The sequence below is a fragment of the Sphingobium sp. RSMS genome, from assembly GCF_005406185.4.
GTDB lineage: Bacteria > Pseudomonadota > Alphaproteobacteria > Sphingomonadales > Sphingomonadaceae > Sphingobium > Sphingobium fuliginis.
Window position 1 is genome coordinate 2,815,809 of record NZ_CM191257.1, and the last position, 18,038, is coordinate 2,833,846.

An 18,038-nucleotide genomic window follows, 5' to 3' on the forward strand; every position below is an offset into this window, starting at 1 on the left:
CGCTTTTGCGCTCTTCCGCCGCAACCCGCACTATCGCTGCATTGGGACGGCCCTGACGGCGGGCGCGTCCGCGCGCCGATGCGACCGGGAGATTATCATGGCGTCTGCACAGCTCACTCTGATCGATGGCGCCGCGCCGGGCGGCGGCGCGGAAAAGCCGCGCGACCTGTCCTTCGAGTTGCAGCAGATGTCCGCGCGGCAGATCTGGTTCCTGCTCCACCGCCACATGAAGCTGGTGGCCAGCATCGTCATCGCCTGCGTCGTGGTGGTGCTGATCGTCCAGTTGCAACTGCCCAATCGCTATGAAGCGACGGCGACCGTGCAGGTGGAGCTCAACGATTCCACCGGTTCCAACCAGGCCGACGCGACCCGCAACCAGCAGCGCGTCGCCAATGAGGCGCGCATGTACCGGTCGCAGGCGCTGGCGGAGCAGGTGGTGCGCGACCTCAACCTCAATCGCAACCAGGCCTTCACCCATGGCGTGCAGATGACGGTGCAGCAGGCGGCCGTGCAGCTTACCAAGACCACCCGCGTAGTCAGTTCGACCGATTCCGACTTCATCGACATCACGGTCCAGTCGCGCAAGGCGGAACTGGCCGCGCGCATCGCCAACCGCTTCGTCGACAGCCTGCAGAAGATGCGCTCCCAGCGCCGCCAGACATGGCGCAACGGTCTCAGCACCGCGCTCGACAAGGAAACCAGGCGCCTCGCCCATGAAGTGGAGCTGGCCGAGCGCGCCGTTGCCGATTTCCGCCGCCAGCACCTGATGCCGATGGGCGCTGGCAGTGCGGAGGACTATCAGCAGATGAACCGCATCGCCGTGGAGGCGGCGTCCACCGCCGCGATGAGCAGCGCGATGCAGGCGCAGGCCGCCGGCGTCAGCCGCGCCGCCAGCATGCGGACGGTGGCGGGCGCGACCTCCCCCGCGCTCGACAATCTGCAGAAGCAATATGACGACCTGATCCGCCAGCGCTCCGAAATCTCCGTCCAGATGGGCGCCAACCATCCGCAGATGCAGGCGCTGTCGGCCCAGATCGCACAGGTGAGCAGGGCACTGGTGCAGGAGCGCGCCTCCGTCGTCGCGACCCAGCAGACCCGGAACGACACCGATGCCGGGCGCGAACGGGCGATGGCGCTTGCGGAGGCGAACGCTGCCTCTGCCCGGGCCGGCCAGTTGCAGGCTAAGCTCAACGCCATGACCGGCGCCGCCTTCCGCAACAACGCCAATCTGGTCGATCTCTCCATCCTCGACCGCCGGGCGGAGGTGGCGCGGCAGGCCTATCTCACCACGGCGCAGCGCGCCCAGACGGTGCAGTCGGAATTGCAGACCACCGGCGTCAACTCGACCATGGTCTCGGCGGCGGCGGTGCCGCTCCAGCCCGTCGCGCCCGCGCCCAAGAAGATGGCGCTGGCCGCGTTCGTCGGCTCGTCCGTCCTCGCCTTCCTGATCGTGCTGGGGATCGAGATGTTCGACAACCGGCTGCGCAGCGGGGACCAGCTCCGCCGCCTCTTCGGCCTTCGCACGCTGGCGATGCTGCCGAAGCTGGAGGAATCGATCGGCACCACGATCGAGGACAATCCGGTGACCACCCAGCCGCAGTCCCTGTTCACGGAGGTGGCCCGCAACCTGGCCAGCGAGATCGGCGAACTGCCCCATCAGGGAACCAGCCAGCGGGTGCTGGTGACATCGCCGCTGCCGGGCGACGGCAAGTCCAGCGTCGCGCTGACGCTGGCGGCCGCCGCCGCGTCCATGGGCCGCCGCGCCATCGTGGTCGACCTCGACCTGCGCCGCCCCGGCCCCAGCATCCTGCGTTCGATCCAGGACGGTTCCGACACGCCGGACCTGATCGAGGTGCTGACCCATGCAGAGGAAAGCCGCCGGCTGATCCCGCAGGCCGAACGCCATGTGGACCATGACGCCGCCGAAGGCGCGGCGCCCGTCGCGCTGATGCCGGTGGTGCTCAGCACCCGCGAACAGATCCGCAATCCGGCCGCCGTGGTGCAGGGCTGGCAGGTCGGCCGCCTGCTGGACGATCTGCGCGAGCGCTTCGACCTGGTGGTCATCAACGCGCCGGCCATCCTGGCGGTGCGCGACGCGCGGACTCTCTCCTCGCTGGCGGATTCGACGCTGATGGTCGTGCGCTGGGGGCATACGACGGTCGAACAGTTGCGCGCCTCGCTCCAGATGGTGAACAACCAGGTGGTCGGGGCCGTGTTCAACCAGGTCGATTATGAGGACCATGCCCGTCGCGGCTATGGCGACGCGGTTCAGTTCTACATGGGATCGGCCGCCTATTATTCCGACAGCTTCCCCATCCGCCAGAGCTGGACGGACCGCGTCCGGCACGTCTTCACGCGCAAGGCGGCATGAGCCGCCTGCCGCCTTTGCAGGAGGCGCCTTCGCCTTCTGTTCGTTTCGAAAGCGTAATAGTGGAAGAGGATGCCCTTCGTCTCAATCTGCTGATCCTCGACGGAAGCCCGCTTCGCCGGGCCTGCATTGCCGTGGCGCTGGAGACCGCGGGCGTTCGGATATTGCAGCAATCCAGCCTGGACCAGCCGGAAGCCGGCGAGCCGCCCGACATCATCCTGTTCCAGACCGGGGAATCCGAACTGGAAGGCGCCGCCCTGCCGCTGCAGATCGCTCAGGCGAAGCAGCTATGGCCCGCCGCTGCCATCCTGGTGATCGCGGACCATGGCAATGAAGCGCTGATGCAGGCGGCTATCGCGGCGGGGGCGCAGGCCTTGCTGCGCTCCAGCACCGGCATCGTCAGCATGCAGCGCGTGCTGTTCCTGCTGAAGGAGGGGCTGGCGGTCTATCCGGCCGCGCTTGCCGCCACCTTGCACAGGCGCCAGCCGGACGCGGTCGACGGCCTGGCCGAGCGGATCGCCCAGGCGGTGGACAGGTTCAAGCTGCTGACGAAGCGGCAGCGCGACGTGCTGCGCCTGCTCGCGCAGGGCGCATCCAACAAGGACATCGCCCAGCGGCTGAACATCAGCGAAAGCACGGTGAAGGTCCATGTGCGGGCGATCATGGCGGTGAACGGCGCATCCAACCGCACCCAGATCGTCGCGCATCTGTTGAAGGGCGGGGGCGAGGATTAGCGGAACGGGTGGGAAGCGGACACCCGCTTTGTCCCTATCCATTGAGGGAGAGGGCTGCGCAGACTTGGCAGCTTGCTGCCTAGTCGTAGCTGGGTGAGGGGGTTGCGATCCAACGGATCACGCGAGCCGCAGACCCGCTTCCTCCCTCCAAATCAACCCAGGCTCCTTCGTCGCGAAGGCTTCCTATTCTTCTCCTTCAAGGGAGAAGGAAGGTCTTGAAATAGCCACCTCCCGCCCGGCTCATCCCATGCTCGCCACGACCGGCCGGGGCTTCGCCCGCCGCAGCCAGCTCACGTCCAGCAACACGGCCGTCACCACGCCCAGCACGACATGGGCGATATTCCCGCCGATCGGTCCATAGCGGGGTACGGCATAGGCCGCGACCGCCACGAACAGCGCCGTTCCGAAGCCCGAGATCGCAAGGACCGTCCAGCTTCGGTTCATCGCCAGCATCGCTGACCGGGAAGGCGCGGCATGCAGCATCAGCATCACCGCGACCAACTGCGTCAGCAGCAGGATATAGGTTTCCGAATAGGCCACGCCCGGCCCGACCCGGATGAGCAACGGTCCCAGCAGCCAGGCCCCAGCCAACATGACGAAGCCGACCGCCGCCAACGCCATCTGCACCTGCAGCGTGGCCGCCCGGAAATTGCGGATATTGCCGTTCACCCACATCCGCGCGACATCGGGATAGACGACCGCCTGCACCTGAGCGCCGACCTGGGTCGCGACCTTGGCGATGCGCTTGGCGAGATAATAGACCGCCGCGGCCGAACTGCCCGCCACCGCGCCCACGAACAGCGAGTCCGCTTCCGTGGTGATGACGCGCAGGGTGAGCGACAGGTTGGTCGAACAGGCGAAGCCGAAGAAGCCGGGAAAATCCTTCACCAGCCCCTTCAGCCGGGCGTGCAGCGGATTGGGTATCCCCATCTGTCTCAAGGCGCGGAAGCCGACCCAGAAGACCAGCACCGAACCCAGGGCCTGCGACACCGTCCACGCGACCATGAAGCCGATCACGCCGGCATGCGTCACCATGCAGAGGAAGGCGAGCAGGATGCGCAGCACATTGCCCGCGACCTGCGCATAGGCCAGCATCTTGAACTGGCCGGAAAGGCGCAGCGCCGCGGTCGGCACGCCTGCGATGTTGAACAGGGTCGCGACCGAATAGATCGCCACCAGCTCCACATGCAGGGGTTTGAGGCCGAACAGCGGCCCGAACAGCCACGCCAGGCCAATCGCGCTGACAGCCGCCACCGCCGCTGCGCCCATGTCCAGCATCAGGCCATAGCAGTAAAGCCGCTGCATCCGGCGCGGCGAGCCCCTGGATTCTTCCTCCACGGCAAAGCGGATCAGCGGCTGCCAGGATTCGAAGCGCAATATCCGTTCGACCACGCGATTATAGGACAGCACCAGCACCATGACGCCGTAGGTGGCCGGTCCCAGCGACCGGGCCGCCATCGCCACGCTGACCAGCATGATCAGCGCGTTCAGGAAATTGCCCGACAGCAAATGCCCCACCGCGACCAGCCGGCCCCGGGTTCCCTTGACCAGGAAGCCCGAAAACCGGCCGCGCAGCATCGGCAAGGCGCGTGCGGTCAGCACGCCCTTCACATCATAGGCCATGACGATCCCCCTGGAACGCGCGGCGTCGCATCGGACGCCTGTCGCACGCTCCAGATTCTTCGTTGCATCATCGCGCCGGCGCGCGATGCCTCAGGAATGCGCGGATCACGCGCGGCTTGCGACGCCCGCCATCTCCAGCACCGGCAGTTGCGCCGGATGGGGAATGGCGACGGGCAGTTCGGGTTCGACTTCCGTCACGCGCCCGCGCATGCCGTGATTGGCCGCCCAGATCGCCGCCTGGGTCCGGTTCTTGACGCGCAGCTTGCGCAGCACGGCCTTCACATGGACCTTCACCGTCGCCTCGCTGATGTCCATCCGCTTGGAGATGACCTTGTTCGGGCATCCCATGATGAGCCAGCGCAGGATTTCCAGTTCCCTGTCGGACAGGCAGGCCGCATCCACCGGGCGTTCGACTTCCAGGGCATCGGTCAGGCTGGGCCGGGATTGCAGTTCGTCCGCCAGTTGCGGTGGAAGGACGCGCTCACCCATGGCCACCAGCCGCAGCGTCGCCACCAGCCGGTCGCAGGAGATTTCCTTGACGATATAGGCCAGAGCCCCCAGCCGGAACGCCTTCAGCATGATCTGGAAATCGAATCGGTCGGATAGAAGGACAAGGTAGGAACAGGGAAAACGTTTCTGCAGAACCGACAGCGTCTCGACATCCATCGCGTCGGTTCCGTCGTCGATCAGCAACAGGGATGGTTCGGTATCTTCTTCCGGCACCTCGACTTGCTGAAGCACCGTAGCCACGTTGGGATATTGGGTTACACGGAAATCCCGTTCCATCAGGATGCGGCTAAGCCCCTCCCGAACGATCGCATTACCGCACAACAGACGCACATTAACTGGGTAAGACATTGGGTGGTCCCCTCATGATCTCTTCTACGTCCGTAAGCAGGCCCCAAACGGAATGTAGAAGACCAGTAATCAAATGCCTGTAGTGCGACCCTTTCTTTTCGTTTCAACAACTTATCAGTAACATATTTGTGCCGTGAGAGTCCCCGAATGTACAATGGAAATTTCGGGTGCGCGCGACAAGGCGTTAACACATTGTTAAGTTGCTGAATTTTTCTGACCACTTGTGCAATATGCTGCGCCAGCGGCAGTCAAACTTACCACTTTGGTGGTATCGCAAATGGTCTAGGGGCCCGTTGCGACATCGTTTCGCAAATGAAGCGATTCGCCCGCGAAGTAACACATGTTAATTAATTTGTCGAACCAGAACAAAAGCTTCAGCGGCGGAACGATAGACGGTTGCGCCACGTAGCGTCGCGAGGGCTCGAATGGCCTCTATGGACCGCTCGTCGGGGCTGGCTTTCACCTGCGTCCGGAACGCCTGGAAGGCGGCGATCTTTCGTTCGATCGTCTCGCTGATGTCCACGAAAATGTTCGGAATGAAGGCGGGCGTGACGCCGGGGGCGAGCCAGTTGGTTTCCGATAGCGTCTCATAGGCCATAACGCAGCTCGGCCCGCCGGGCCCACGCGGCCGGGCATGGACCAGCGCTGCGTTGAAGACGATCTGATGATCGAGGTGGATGTCCCCGATGAAGGGGATCAGCAGCAGGTCGGGCTCGATCCGCGACAGCGCCTCCGACAGCGCCGCATTGAGTTCGCTTCGCCTGATCTGATCCAGCCCGGCCGCCGGGAAATCCAGGAACCGTGTGTCTGCCACGCCGATCATCCCGTGGGCGCGCAGGGTTTCGGAGCGTATCTGCCGCACCAGCTCTTCGTCGAACAGCGGCGGCTGGCCGCGGGTGACGACGACGACATGCACCTCCGCCCCAGCGGATGCCGCCCGCGCCATGGTGCCGCCGCATCCCAATATCTCATCGTCGGGATGGGGCGCGACGACCGCGATCCGGCGGGCGTTGAACGGCAGCGACATCGGCTAATCCCCCAAAATGGCGTGAAGCTTGGGCGGCTTGTCCGGGCCGCTCCATTGCGTGACGATAAGGGCGGTGGCCTGACCGCAGAGCACGGTGAAACCGTCCGCCGTCCGCGCCACGACCTGTCCGGGCAGGGCCGCGTGACGCCCGCCCATGTCCGACGGCGCCGCCGCCCAGATCCGGAGGTCCGCGCCGCCCAGCCGGGTGAAGGCGCCGGGATAGGGGCGGCCCGTTGCGCGGATCAGGCGCAATATGTCGCCGGCCGGCCGCCGCCAGTCGATCAGCCCGTCCGCCGGAGTCCGGCGCGCGGCCCAGGTGGCGCAGCTTTCGTCCTGGACCATGCGCGGCATCTCCCCAGCCGCGATCCGTTCCAGCGCACGGTCGAGCATGACGGCCAGCGCCCGCATATGCTTGGCGTAGAGGGTCGCCGCCGTTTCGTCCGGCGCGACATGGAAATATTGCTGGTCGACTATGTCGCCCGTGTCCGTCCCCGCATCGATCCAGAACAGCGTTCCCGCCGTGATCGGTTCCTGCTGCAATATCGTCCAGGGAATGGCCGCGCGGCCGCGCAACCGGGGCAGGGCGGCAGGATGATAGCCGATCACCCGGTCGCGAAAGAGCGCGCGAAAGGCGGTCCCGCAAATCTGCGACCAGCCCATGACGAAGGCGATGTCCGCGCCCGCGTCCCGGATGGCGGACAGCGATTCCTCCCGGTTGATATTGTCGACATGGATGACCGGGCAGCCCCGTTCCCGCGCCGCCGGCCGCAGGTCGACATGATCCGAATGGCGCCCGGCCAGAGCGGGATCGAGCGTGACGATGGCGGCCATGTCCCATGCCGGGTGGCGGGCGATCGCTTCGAAGGCGATCCGGGTGGTTTCAACTGCCCCGATGAGGAGGGCGCGCTTCGTCGGCATGCCAGTCGATCCTTTTTTCACCCCCGACCACCACCAGCAGCGTGCGGGCGATGATCTGCGCGTCGAGGCGGGCGCTGCGGTGGCGCACATAGCGCAGGTCGAAGCGCAGCTTTTCCTCGATGGTCAGCAATGTGTTGCCGCTGACCTGCGCCAGACCCGTCAGGCCGGGCCGCACCCTGCCGCGCTCCACGCCGTCGCGGCCCATGGCGGCGATGCTGTGGGGCAGCAGCGGCCGGGGGCCTATGAAATCCATGTCCCCCCGCGCGATGTTGATCAGTTCGGGCAGTTCGTCCAGCCGGAAGCGGCGCAGGAACTGCCCAAAGGCCGTGACCCGCCGGGCGTCGGGCAGCAAGGCCCCGTCGCTGTCGCGCAGGTCGCGCATGCTGCGGAACTTGATCATGGCGAAGGGCCGGCCGCCTAGGCCGCTTCGGACCTGACGGAACAGCACCGGCCGCCCCAGGCAGAGCAGCACCAGCAGGGACAGCAGCAGCAGAAGGGGGGCAAGCAGCGCGAAAAGGCCGATCGCCAGCAATCCTGCCGGGCGCAGACAGGCGGTCATGCGCGCTCCGGCACCAGCAGCGCGGGCGGAGGCGCTGGCATGGGCATCGCACTGGCCGCACCGCGCAATTGCATGATGTCCAGCAGCATGGCGTTCACCTTGTCCACATCATAGATGTCCACCGCCGTCCGCCGGGCTGCGGCGGCCATGGCCGCGACACGCCGTGGATGGGCGATCATCGTTTCCATGGCGGCGGCCAGCGCGGCCCCGTCGCGGGGCGGCACGAGCAGGCCGTTGACGCCATGCCGGATCGGCTCGCGGCAGCCGGGCATGTCTGTGGTGATGACGGGCCGCCCGGTCGCCAGCGCCTCCAATATCGTGCGCGGCAGGCCCTCCCGGTAGAAGGACGGCAGCACGAACGCGTGGGCGGACGCGATGAAGGGCCGCACGTCACGCGTCTCCGGCAGGAATTCGATCAGCCCCGCCGCGCGCCATTGGTCGAGATCGGCGGCGGTGTAGCCGGTCGGATTTTCCGTCTCCGGCCGGGTCAGCAGCAGGAAACGCACGTCGGGGCGCCGGGCCCGGACGATCCGTGCGGCATGGACATATTCGCCCACGCCCTTGTCGCGCATCAGGCGACCCATCATCAGGAAGGTGAAGGGCCCTTCCGGCAGCGCCTGCTCGGCAAAATGGCGCACGTCGATGCCCGAACCGGGAACCTGCATCACCCGCTGCGACGGCGAAACGATCCCGCTTTCGCGCATCAGCCGATGATCGTCGCCGTTGAAGACGAAGATGCAGCGCGCCCGGGCGACGCCGATCCGGTAGAGCCGGGACACGACGGCGCGCAGCCAGCGGCGCTCATCCGCCTCCTCGCTGAACACATAGCCAAGGCCGCTCATGATCGCGAAATAGCGCGCCCGGCTCCACAGCCGTGCCGCCAGACCGCCATAGATGATCGGCTTCTGCGTATAGGCGACCACCACATCGGGCCGCTCGGCCCGCATCAGCCGCCGGTAATGCAGCAAAGTGCGCGCATCGTGCAGCGGGTTGGTGCCCGCCCGCGCCATCGGCGTCCGGCGGAAGCGTACGCCCATCTGCGCCAGCCTTTCCAGCACCTCCGGCTCCTCGTCCGGGGCGGAGGCGACGACCTCATGCCCCTCCCCGATCATCCGGGCGATCAGCGCCCCGCGGAAATTGATCAGCGACCAGGACAGGCTGGAGAGGATCACGACTTTCACGGCGCTTATGCCCTCCGGTTTTCCATATGTTGCTGCGCACGACCCCACCGCCGCTTCAGGCGGGCGGACAGATCCAACTCTTGAAGACAGCTATCACAGCCCGCCCCGCAGCCCGGCGGTGCATCGGTAGATTACCCCTTTGAGGCAATCCGCCTCCCCTCCGCGCCCGCCCGCCCCTGCCGTCCGGCGCCATCGAGCCTGTGGCATAGCCCCAATGGGCGGAAGAGCGCGCCGGTCGGGTTGCGCATGGGATAAAGGATAGTGTCCGCTCGACCGATTACCGCGATGCACCCGTTCCGATAGCCTTGGCGCCACCGTCGGTTGCGGACGGCATGCAGGGTGGCGCCTCCAGGCAGCCCTCCGCCCCCGCAACCGGCGGACCATGGACTCGGAGACATCGGAATGCCGAACATCGCATCAGCCAGGCCGGACGGGCAGGACAGCGTTGCGCAAACGCCGCCCGCCGCCATGCTCCTGCGACTGGACGCAGCCGCGCGCGCCTTCGCCGCGCGGGGCGCCACGCGCTTCTGGGCGATCAGGCTGGCCGTCATCCTGGCGCTGGACGCGCTGATCATGCTGGGCAGCTTCGTGCTTTCCCGGCTGATCCTGTCCGACCTGCCCATGCCCCGGACACTCCTGGAACCCTGGTTCATGGCCCTGTTCGTCGGCGTGAACCTCAGCGTCCTGTTCGTCGTCGGCACCTATCGGCAAAGCTGGCGCTTCCTGTCCATCGGCGACGCGCTGTCGCTGGCGGCCAGCCTGCTCGCCAGCAGTTGGCTCATATGGATGATCACCGCGGGATTGCTGGTGCCGCAGAAAATGATGCGCGGGCCCATGACCGTCTTCCTGACCGTCGACGTGCCGCTGACCGTCGCGGCGCTGCTGGCCGTGCGCGTGCTGCGGCGGCAGTTCTTCAAGCATGTCCGCTCCGCGCGGCTCCGCCGGACAGTGCAGGCGCGCCGCCGCATCCTCCTGCTCGGCGAACTGGACTGGGCGCGGGTCATGGCGGACCTTGTCCCCACCGACGCCCATTCGGGCCTGGAGATCGTCGGCGTCATCTCCTTCGACGGGCATGAGCGGCGGCTGCATGTCGGCGGACTGCCGATATTGGGCTCGCCCGAGATGCTCCCCCGGATCGTCGCGGACCTCGACCGCGCAGGCCGGCGGCCGGTCAGCCTGGTGGTGCAGGAAAGCAGCGAGCGGCTCGACCGGCAGCAGATATTGCGCATCGCGGCGCTGGCGGAGCAGGAAAATCTGGTGGTCTCCCGCTTCCGCAATCCCTGGACCAGCGCCCAGCCGCTGAGCGGCGACCGAATGGCGATAGAGAAGATGCCGCTCGCGGAATTGCTGGGGCGGCCGGAAATCACGGTGCAGCACAGCTATCTGGAACGGGTGGTCACCGGCGCGCGGATCATGGTGACGGGCGCGGGCGGCACCATCGGCGGCGAACTGGTGCGCCAGCTTGCCTATTACGCCCCGGCGGAGATCGTGCTGCTCGATCACAGCGAATATAATCTCTACGCCATAGAGATGGAGGCGCGGGAGAAATTTCCCCATGTCCGCTTCCACGCAGAACTCTGCTCGATCCGCCAGCGCCCCGCGCTCTGGCAGGTGTTCGAGCGGCGGCGGCCGGAGATCGTCTTCCACGCCGCCGCGCTGAAGCATGTGCCGATGGTGGAGGCCAATCCCTGCGCCGGGGTGCACACCAATGTGCTGGGCACCCGCAACGTCGCGGACGCGGTCTGCGAGTTCGAGGCTCGCGCCATGATCCAGGTGTCGACCGACAAGGCTGTGAACCCGGTGGGCCTGATGGGCGCGACCAAGCGGCTGGGCGAGCTATACTGCCAGGCGCTCGACCTGATCGGCAGTTGCGATCCGGACAGTCCGCGTTTCCTGACGGTGCGTTTCGGCAATGTGCTGGGGTCCAGCGGCTCGCTGATCCCGCTGTTCCAGCAGCAGCTCGCCAGCGGCAAGCCGCTGACCGTCACCCATCCCGACATCGAACGCTTCTTCATGACGGTGCAGGAGGCGGTGCTGCTGATCCTGCAAAGCAGCGCCCGCGCATTGGAGACGGATTCGGAACGCGGCACCATCTTCGTCCTCGACATGGGCGAGCCGGTGAAGATCGTGGAGATCGCCCGCCGCGTCATCCGCATGGCCGGGCTGCGGCCGGAAATCGACGTGCCGATCAAGTTCATCGGGCTTCGTCCCGGCGAAAAGCTGTTCGAGGAGCTGTTCGACAGCAGCGAGGACAAGATCGAAAGCGCCATTCCCGGCATTTTCGAGGCCATGCCCTCCCCCATCCCGCTGGAGATGCTGGTGGAGGGCTTCGCCCAGCTTGCCCGGTTGATCGCGGCGGGCGACGCGGATGAGCTGGTGCGGCTGACGCATGAGATGGTCGCGGCCTCCGCCAGTTCGCGCTGGGCGGAGATATTGCGGCGGCTGGCGGCGGAAAGTTCCGACACGCTGCTGATGATGCCGCCGCGCCCCGCGGACATTCCAGCCGTCCTGTCCTCGCCGCTGCCGCGCGATGTCGCCTGACTTTTTGGGGGAACAATGATGCAAGCCGCGCCTGCCCAAGCCCAGATTCCGCCCCAGCTTCCGCTCCGCCTCAGTCCGCTCGATCATGCCGCGCTGCGTTGGCCGCAGCATGAGCCCGACGAGATCGCGGCGGTGACGCGGGTTCTGGAGACCGGGCGGGTCAATGCCATGGTCCATGGCGAGCAAAACCGCGCCTTCGAGGCCGAGTTCGCGGCATTTTGCGGCATGCCCCACGGCATCGCGGTCAGCAACGGCACGGTCGCGCTGGAACTGGCGCTGCGGGCCTTGGGCGTCGGCGCTGGAGACGAGGTGATCCTGCCCTCGCGCAGCTTCTTTGCCAGCGCGGCCTGCATCGTCGCGGTCGGCGCGACGCCGGTCTTTGCCGACATCGATCCGGTCAGCAACAATATCGACCCGGAATCCGCCCGCCGCATGCTGTCGCCGCGCAGCCGGGCGATAATGTGCGTGCATCTGGCGGGCTGGCCCTGCGACATGACGGCGCTGCGCGCGCTGGCCGATGAACACGGCCTGTGGCTGGTCGAGGATTGCGCGCAGGCGCATGGCGCGACCCTTCACGACCGGGCCGTGGGCAGCTTTGGGGATGCCGCCGCTTTTTCCTTCTGCACCGACAAGATCATGTCCACCGGCGGGGAAGGCGGCATGCTCCTGCTGCGGCAGGAAACGCACTGGAAACGGGCCTGGGCCTATAAGGACCATGGCAAGAATCCGGACAAATTCTTCGCGCCGGCCACGACGAACGGCTTTCGCTACCTGCACGACAGCTTCGGCAGCAACTGGCGGATGACGGAGATGCAAGCCGCCATCGGGCGGGCGCAGCTTGCCAAGCTACCCAGTTGGCTGGCCGCCCGCCGCCGCAACGCCGCGACCCTGATGCGGCTGCTGCGCGCCAATCGGGCGGTGGAGGTGCCCGAAATTCCTGCCGAGGTCGGTCACGCCTTCTACCGGCTCTATGTGACCATCGCCGCCGACCGGCTAGGGGAGACGGGAACCACGCCGATCATAGGCCGCATGGCGCAGATGGGCATGCCCGTGGGCAGCGGTTCCTGCGCCGACATGACGGGCGAAGCCGCCTTTGCGGACCGGCAGGTGCGCCGCGACGGCGCCCTGCCGGTGGCGCAGGATCTTGGCCGCCGCAGCATCGCCTTTCCGGTCGACCATCTGCTGGACGAAGGCGACATGCATCGCCTCGCCAACTGCCTGGAGATCGCCATGGCGGAATTGCCATCCGGACGAAGAGGGGAAAGAGGATGACCAACGACCGCCTGCCGCATTTCGTCATCATCGGCGCCGTCAAGGGCGCGACGACCTGGATCCACAACCAGCTTCAGGACAACCCGGCCATCTACCTGCCCGCGCCGGAGCCGCATTTCTTCAGCCAGGACCATGCGCGCGGCCTGGACCATTACCGCCGTTTCTTCGATGGCGCCCGGCCCGACCAGATGCTGGGGGAAAAGTCCGCCGATTATCTCGCCCATCAGGACGCGCCCGCCCGTCTTGCCGCCGTCCTGCCCAAGGCGCGGCTGGTGGTGCAACTCCGCAATCCGGTCGACCGCGCCTATTCGGATTACAAGATGCTGTTCCGGCGCGGCACGGTGACGAAGGGGCCGGAACATTATCTGGACGGGCGGCCAAGCGACCAGCCGCGTTTTCTGGAGGACGGGCTTTACGCCAGGCATCTGCGCCGCTGGCTCACGCATTTCGATGCCGAGCAGATCAAGGTGCTGCTGTTCGAGGACGTGAAGGCCGCGCCCGAAGCGAGCGTCGCCATCGTCAGCGACCATATCGGCGCGCCCTGCCATTATTCGACGCAGGTGGGTGCCGACCCGCGCAACGACAGCAGCGAAAGATTCCTGCCCCTGCCCGTGCGCACCGCATTGGCGCCATTGAAGGAAGCGGTGCGGCCCCTGCGCGGCAATGCGATGTTCGAAAAGGTGCGCGGCATGTTCGCGCGGCAGATCGCCTATCCGCCCCTGCCGGCGTCGCTCCGCCAGCGGATGGTCGATTATTATGCGCGGGACATCGCCGATCTGGAGGAGCTGATCGGACGGGACCTCAGCCATTGGAGGCAGGATAGGAAACTGGCTGCCTGACGGTAGCTGCTCCTGCCTTCAGGAGCACGATATGGCAGGCACGCCTCCTTCGTATCACCCCCAAAGCGCCCCGGCTCTCGCCCCTTTTTGCCCGACCGCCAGCCGTTATTGCCCGCCCCTGAATCAGCCAAAGGGCTTAAACTCCCGCCCTATCCATCCAGAGGGGACACAGATGCGCAACCGGCTTCATCATGGCCTTTTCCTTGGCCTTTTCGCCCTGACGACGGCTTGTTCGAGCGGGCTGTCGGGCCTGGCCAGCCTTCCGCCCGCGCCGACCGTGGCCTATCGCCTGGGCGCGGGGGATGAGGTGCGGGTGGCGATTCCGGGCCTCAGCGGGACCGATTCCGGCGACAGCAGCTACACGATCAACGATCGGGGACAGATTTCCCTGCCGGTGCTGGGCGATGTCGACGCGGGCGGCAAGACGGTGCCGGAATTGCAGGCCAGCATTGCCCAGCAATTGACCCAGCGCCAGTTGCTCAATGCGCCCACCGTCAGCGTGCAGCCGGTGAAGCTGCGCCCCTTCTATGTGCTGGGCGAGGTGAAGAGTCCCGGCGAATATCAGTATCGCGCGGGCATGTCGGTGCTGGCGGCGGTATCGGTTGCGGGCGGATACACCTTTCGCGCCGAACAGGGCAGCGTCGCCATCACCCGCATGGTCGACGGGCGGCAGGTGGTCGGCCGCGCGGGCGAGCGGGACATGATCCAGCCGGGCGACACGCTGCGCATCTATGAGAAGTGGTTTTGATGCGCCGCCCGGCATTTGGTCCGGCCTCGGGGGGCGCGGCCGCCTTCTTGCTGATGGCTGCCCTGCCTGACGCCCAGGCGCAGGACATGGACGCTTCCGACCCCTTGCAGGGCGAACCCGCCGCGCTGTTCGAACCGACGCCGCTGGCGCTGGGCAGCGCGACCGTCAGGATCGGCGGCAGCGCCCGGCTGGAATATGACAGCAATATCTATGCCCAGGCCTTTGGCGAGAAGGACGATTTCCGCCTTCAGGTCCGCCCCTATGTCGACCTGCTGCGCAAGGGCGGCGCACTGGAGCTGACCGCGCGGGCCGAGGGGGATTTCCGCAAATATTTCCAGTATGACAAGGAAGATGCGGTGGGCGGGCGCCTGTCGGCCGGGCTGAACTGGAACCCGTCGGCCGCCGACCGGTTGAACGTCGCCGCCGGTTGGCAGCATATCATAGAGGATCGAGGCGAGCCGGAGGGCAACACCCTGCCCGGCATCGGCCCGCGCGAACTCAATCTGGTGGAGGGCGACCTGTCCTATCTGCATCAGGGTTCGCGTATCGGATTTCTGTTCAAGGCGACCGGCGCGCGGATGCGCTACACCCGCGCCATAGACGAGGAGCGCGACCTGGATGCCGTCGGCGGCCTTGCGCGGGTGATGCTGCGCGTGTCGCCGCTGACGAGCCTCTTCGTGGAGGGCGTCGCGGCGCATCGCGATTTCCGGCTGGCCCCCGTGCCAGGCCAGTTCAACCGCGATGCGTCGACCTATGGCGGCCGGGTCGGCATCGCAATCGATCCGGGCGGCACGCTGCGCGGCGATGCCGCGGTGGGCGTCTATCGCCTCGACGCGAAGGACAGGCGGATCGAATCGCAAACCCGCATGTCGGTGCAGATCGGGCTGACCTATGCCCCTCGCCCGCGCACCACCATCACGCTGGACGGCTTCGTCGGCAATGTCGCCACCTACAGGACCGGGGTGCAATCGCGTGAGGACATGCGCTTCCGGCTCGGCATAAACCAGGAAATCCGCCACAATCTGAGGGGGCGGCTGGGGATTCTCTATCGCCGCAGCAAATATTTCGGCGTCGACGACACCGACAATCTCTATGGCGTCACCGGCGAACTGGAATATGCCGTCAACCGCCGGGTCGCCATCGCGGCGACAGCGCGCTTTTCCAAACGCGACAGCAGCGTCGCGCTGGACGAATTCGACCGCACCCGCGCCGGGCTTGAACTGCGCATCCATTATTGACGCGCAGCCGTGCCGGGGTGGGACAGGACTGATCCAAAGCGCCACCCCCTAACCCCTTCGCGCAATGGACTTGGGATCGCCCGCCAAAGACACTGGCCCCGCATAACAGCGTGATTATACAGGACCCCGCCGCCATGCTGGTAAGAGCATCCAGGCCACCCATGCTCGCCTTCGTCCTTCCGGGGCTGGGCGCCGGCGGGTCGGAACATATCGTCAGCCTGCTGTGCAACCATTTCGCGGCGCAGGGCTGGAGCATCACCCTGATCGTGTTCGAGGAGCCGTCCGCCCCCTCCTATTACGCCTATCATCCGGAGGTGCGGATCGTCAGGCTGGGCATGAAGTCCCGCCGGCGCGCCGCCGCGACCGGTGCATTGGCGATGCTGCGGCGGCAGAGGCTGCTGAGGCGGGCGTTGAAGGCGGTGCGGCCGGAACTGGTCGTGAGCTTCCTGACGCGCACCAACATCCTTTCCGTGCTGGCTGCGCGGTCGCTGCATATCCCCGTGATCGTGTCGGAACGCAACAATCCCGCGCTCCAGACCGTAGGGCCGGTCTGGAGCCGGCTGCGGCAGATGACCTATCCGCATGCCGTGGGCCTCATCACCATGACGCAAGGGGCGATGGACTGGTTCAGGGGCGCCATGGACGTGAAGGGATGGGTGATCCCCAATCCGGTGCCGCCTGCCGGCGCCGCGCCGGATCGCCGGTCGGACGGCCGCACTATCGGAGCCGTGGGGCGGCTGGTGCCGCAAAAGGGCTTCGACCTGCTGCTGGACGCCTTTGCCCATGTGGCGCAACGCATTCCCGACTGGAAGCTGGTGATCTGGGGCGAGGGGCCGGAGCGCGCGGCGCTGGAGCGGCAGCGCGACCGGCTGGGCCTGGCCGGTCGGGTCAGCCTGCCCGGCGTGACGGAAAGGCCGGGCGACTGGATTCCCCGGACCGACCTGTTCGTCCTCTCCTCCCGCTTCGAAGGCTGGGGCATCGTCGTGGGCGAGGCCATGGGCGCGGGCCTGCCGGTCGTCTCCTTCGATTGCCAATGGGGTCCGGCCGAAATGATCGGGCATGGCCGAAGCGGCCTGCTGGTGCCCAATGGCGACGGCGCGGCGCTGGGCGACGCCATCGTGGCATTGTGCGCCGACCCGGCGCGGCGCGCGGCGCTGGGACAGGCGGCGCGGGAGCGGATGGCCGATTTCGGCCATGATCGGGTGCTTGCCCGCTGGCAGTCGGTCATCACCAGCATTCTCGACCATCATCGCGTGAGGGCAGGATCATGAACATGATGTCGCTGAAGGGCTTTGCGCGGGCGATGCGTCGGCGGCTGCGGGACGAACCGCCATTGCGGCTGGCGGCGGCGCGGGCCGACGCCTTTCTCGTGTCCTACCCCAAGAGCGGGCGGACATGGCTGCGCTACCTGCTCTCCTGCTATTTCGCGGAAAGCGCGAAGCTGGGCTTCGAGCCCGATCTGACCAGCACCTTCCGCATCCTGCCCAATTTCGACCGCGATCCGGTGCGCGGCATCGACGCCTTCATCGGGCGGGCGGGAGAGGCCGAGCTGCCGCTGATCCTGGTCAGCCACCTGCCCTATCGCAAGCGGCTGTTCCTCGACCGGCCGGTCCTGTTCCTGGTCCGCGATCCGCGCGACGTGATCGTGTCCGCCTATTTCCACGCGACCCGGCACAAGCATAGCTTTTCCGGCGACATGGCGGCTTTCCTCGATGAGCCCAAATATGGGATGGCGGCGCTCACCGGCTATCTGAACGGCTGGGCGGCGGGGCTGGCGGGGCGACCGCATCACCTGATCAGCTATGAGCATATGCTGGCCGAACCGATGCCGACCGCCGCAGCCATCCTCGCCTTTCTGGGTGTCGAGCCGCAGCCCGACATGCTCGCCCGCGCCGTGGCCGCCGCGCAGTTCGACCGGATGCGCGACAAGGAGCGGGAAAGCGGCATTCCGGGCCATGATTATGACCGCAAGGACGACCAGAGCCTGCGCATGCGCAGCGGCAAGGCGGGCGCCTTCGGCGAGTGGCTGAGGCCCGACCAGGCGGATCTGGTGCTGGAACGCTGCCGCGCCGACCTGTCGCCCCGCGCCCTGGCGCTGCTGGCGGCCACCGGCGTCGATCTGGCGCGCTGAT

General features: G+C 66.7%; 15 protein-coding genes. 9 read left to right on the plus strand and 6 right to left on the minus strand.

The genetic code is table 11. From position 1 onward, the window contains the following. Positions 1-97: 97 nt before the first annotated feature. Positions 98-2,371, plus strand: a complete 2,274-nt coding sequence (locus EGM87_RS13595; RefSeq protein ID WP_025550571.1) for a GumC family protein — start codon at positions 98-100, stop codon at positions 2,369-2,371. Then, a complete protein-coding gene (locus EGM87_RS13600) occupies positions 2,368-3,102 on the plus strand; it encodes a helix-turn-helix transcriptional regulator (RefSeq protein WP_137710151.1) in 735 nt (244 codons plus the stop codon). Before EGM87_RS13595 ends, EGM87_RS13600 begins: the two co-directional genes overlap by 4 nt. 240 nt (positions 3,103-3,342) lie before the next feature. Here EGM87_RS13600 and EGM87_RS13605 read toward each other — a convergent pair whose 3' ends face one another. The 6 genes from EGM87_RS13605 to EGM87_RS13630 form a co-directional block, all read right to left on the minus strand. Continuing rightward, entirely contained in the window at positions 3,343-4,725 is a 1,383-nt protein-coding gene (locus EGM87_RS13605; protein ID WP_137710150.1) for a lipopolysaccharide biosynthesis protein, read from the minus strand. A 105-nt stretch (positions 4,726-4,830) separates the two neighbouring features. Then, positions 4,831-5,583 carry a LuxR C-terminal-related transcriptional regulator gene (locus EGM87_RS13610; RefSeq protein ID WP_025550792.1) on the minus strand — a complete coding sequence of 251 codons (753 nt, stop codon included), beginning with the start codon at positions 5,581-5,583 and terminating at the stop codon, positions 4,831-4,833. A gap of 343 nt (positions 5,584-5,926) precedes the next feature. Beyond that, the gene (locus tag EGM87_RS13615; RefSeq protein ID WP_061934912.1) at positions 5,927-6,610 is read right to left on the minus strand and encodes a PIG-L deacetylase family protein; all 684 of its coding nucleotides are present in this window, start codon (positions 6,608-6,610) and stop codon (positions 5,927-5,929) included. Between the two features lie 3 nt (positions 6,611-6,613). Further along, the gene (locus EGM87_RS13620) at positions 6,614-7,528 is read right to left on the minus strand and encodes a formyltransferase family protein (RefSeq protein ID WP_048577224.1); all 915 of its coding nucleotides are present in this window, start codon (positions 7,526-7,528) and stop codon (positions 6,614-6,616) included. Next, positions 7,491-8,087 (minus strand): sugar transferase, encoded by a 597-nt coding sequence (locus EGM87_RS13625; RefSeq protein ID WP_137710149.1) that lies wholly within the window; start codon positions 8,085-8,087, stop codon positions 7,491-7,493. Before EGM87_RS13625 ends, EGM87_RS13620 begins: the two co-directional genes overlap by 38 nt. Further along, complete coding sequence (locus EGM87_RS13630; protein ID WP_137710148.1) at positions 8,084-9,268, minus strand: glycosyltransferase family 4 protein; 1,185 nt, start codon at positions 9,266-9,268, stop codon at positions 8,084-8,086. Before EGM87_RS13630 ends, EGM87_RS13625 begins: the two co-directional genes overlap by 4 nt. Positions 9,269-9,670: 402 nt before the next feature. On the opposite strand from EGM87_RS13630, the gene EGM87_RS13635 reads away from it, so the two are divergent. The 7 genes from EGM87_RS13635 to EGM87_RS13665 all read left to right on the plus strand — a co-directional run bounded on the left by EGM87_RS13635 (position 9,671) and on the right by EGM87_RS13665 (position 18,037). After that, the gene (locus EGM87_RS13635; RefSeq protein WP_025550782.1) at positions 9,671-11,809 is read left to right on the plus strand and encodes a polysaccharide biosynthesis protein; all 2,139 of its coding nucleotides are present in this window, start codon (positions 9,671-9,673) and stop codon (positions 11,807-11,809) included. 15 nt (positions 11,810-11,824) lie between these two features. Further along, positions 11,825-13,081: a DegT/DnrJ/EryC1/StrS family aminotransferase gene (locus EGM87_RS13640; RefSeq protein ID WP_137710147.1), complete on the plus strand. Its 1,257-nt coding sequence runs from the start codon at positions 11,825-11,827 to the stop codon at positions 13,079-13,081. Beyond that, on the plus strand, positions 13,078-13,920 hold the full coding sequence (locus EGM87_RS13645) for a sulfotransferase family protein (protein ID WP_137710146.1): 843 nt from the start codon (positions 13,078-13,080) through the stop codon (positions 13,918-13,920). Before EGM87_RS13640 ends, EGM87_RS13645 begins: the two co-directional genes overlap by 4 nt. A 172-nt stretch (positions 13,921-14,092) precedes the next feature. Continuing rightward, positions 14,093-14,668 (plus strand): polysaccharide biosynthesis/export family protein, encoded by a 576-nt coding sequence (locus tag EGM87_RS13650; protein ID WP_025550778.1) that lies wholly within the window; start codon positions 14,093-14,095, stop codon positions 14,666-14,668. An 86-nt stretch (positions 14,669-14,754) separates the two neighbouring features. Continuing rightward, a complete protein-coding gene (locus EGM87_RS13655; protein WP_235600810.1) occupies positions 14,755-15,906 on the plus strand; it encodes an outer membrane beta-barrel protein in 1,152 nt (383 codons plus the stop codon). A gap of 134 nt (positions 15,907-16,040) precedes the next feature. Beyond that, positions 16,041-17,177 (plus strand): glycosyltransferase family 4 protein, encoded by a 1,137-nt coding sequence (locus EGM87_RS13660; RefSeq protein ID WP_048577220.1) that lies wholly within the window; start codon positions 16,041-16,043, stop codon positions 17,175-17,177. Next, positions 17,174-18,037, plus strand: a complete 864-nt coding sequence (locus EGM87_RS13665; RefSeq protein WP_137710144.1) for a sulfotransferase domain-containing protein — start codon at positions 17,174-17,176, stop codon at positions 18,035-18,037. Before EGM87_RS13660 ends, EGM87_RS13665 begins: the two co-directional genes overlap by 4 nt. Position 18,038: the final 1 nt, after the last annotated feature.